Source organism: Mesorhizobium sp. B2-7-3 (assembly GCF_006440715.1).
GTDB classification, from domain to species: domain Bacteria; phylum Pseudomonadota; class Alphaproteobacteria; order Rhizobiales; family Rhizobiaceae; genus Mesorhizobium; species Mesorhizobium australicum.
Map to the genome: position 1 here is coordinate 1 of NZ_VFTY01000026.1, position 1,328 is coordinate 1,328.

A 1,328-nucleotide genomic window follows, 5' to 3' on the forward strand; every position below is an offset into this window, starting at 1 on the left:
GTTTGAATGGGCTGGTTATTTCGGTGTCGGGACGAATTGTCTGGAGGTTGCCGGTTCGGCCGCGGGTGACGCCTCGCCTCAGGCGAAGTGGGTTTTGTTCTTTGGCCAGAGACAAAGCGCGATTTTCTTAATGTTCTGGGCGGCGGCTGCGAGTAGGCATTGGCAGGCGACACGTGTTCGGCTTTTGAAGCGTGCATAACGGTGGCCATGCAACTGCTTGGCGTCGGCAAAAGATCGCTCGACCGTCTCCTTGCGGCGCCGGTAGATAGCCTTGCCCCACGAAGTGAGGCGGTTGGCGTCGTTTCGTTCGCGTGCCTCCTGCCAGACACGGCGGGTAATCAGCCTGGTGGCGTTGGCGTTCGAGGTGCAGGAGGCCAGCAACGGACAATCGCGGCAGATGGCGGGATCGCTCTTGTAGTGGCGATAGCCGGTGCGGTCGGTGGTGGCGTAGGCAAGCAGTTGGCCCTGCGGGCAGCGATAGCCGTCAAGCTCCCGCTCATAGGCGAAGGCGCTCTTCCTCATCATGCCGGGTTTGGGTGAGCTCGGGTTGCGATAGCCGGTGACGCCCCTGATGGCGCGTTCCTCCAATCCCTGGCGATGCCCGGCGTGGCGTAGCCGGCGTCGAGGCCGACGGCGCCGACCTGGAAGCCGAAGCGCTCCACCTGCCGGTCGAGGCGGGAGAGATAGACGATGGAATCATGCACGTTGGCAGGCGTTGCATGGGTATCGGTGATAATGGCGTGGGCGGCATCCACCGTGCGGTGGTCGAGGTAGAAGAAGCCCTTCGGCTTGCCGTCTCGAACCATGTAGCCGGCATCCGGGTCGGTGCGCGAGACCTTGGTCTCTTTCTCCACCGGCTGCCGCTCCTTTTGCTTGAGCGGCTTCTGGCCATGCAGCGCCCGCTCGGCCTCGATCGCCCGGTCGAGATCGGCCTAGTAGTCGGCCCGTGACTTGGCCACCATGGCAAGGTCGTATTTGCCCTTGTTGGCATTGGCCTTCAGATGCGTGCTGTCGGTGTAGAGCACCGTGCCGTCGACAAGCCCATGCCCGATCGCCTGCTCGACAATGCGGTCGAAGATGCCTTGGGCGATGCTCTCATCCTGATAGCGCCGGCGCCGGTTCTGCGACAGCGTCGAGGCGTCGAACACCTTGTCCGTCAGCTTCAGCCGCAAGAACCAGCGATAGGCGACATTGACCTCAATCTCGCGCACCAGCTGCCGCTCCGAGCGAACCCCTAACAGGTAGCCCACGAACAGTGCCTTGAACATCAAGGTCGGATCCAAAGGCGGGCGGCCATTGTCGGCGCAGTACAGCGGCGCCGTCAGTTC

The 1,328-nt window shown here is 62.9% G+C and carries 1 pseudogene; it reads right to left on the reverse strand.

From position 1 onward, the window contains the following. Positions 1-78: 78 nt before the first annotated feature. A pseudogene (locus FJW04_RS29835) lies at positions 79-1,328 on the reverse strand (IS1182 family transposase); the annotation flags it as partial.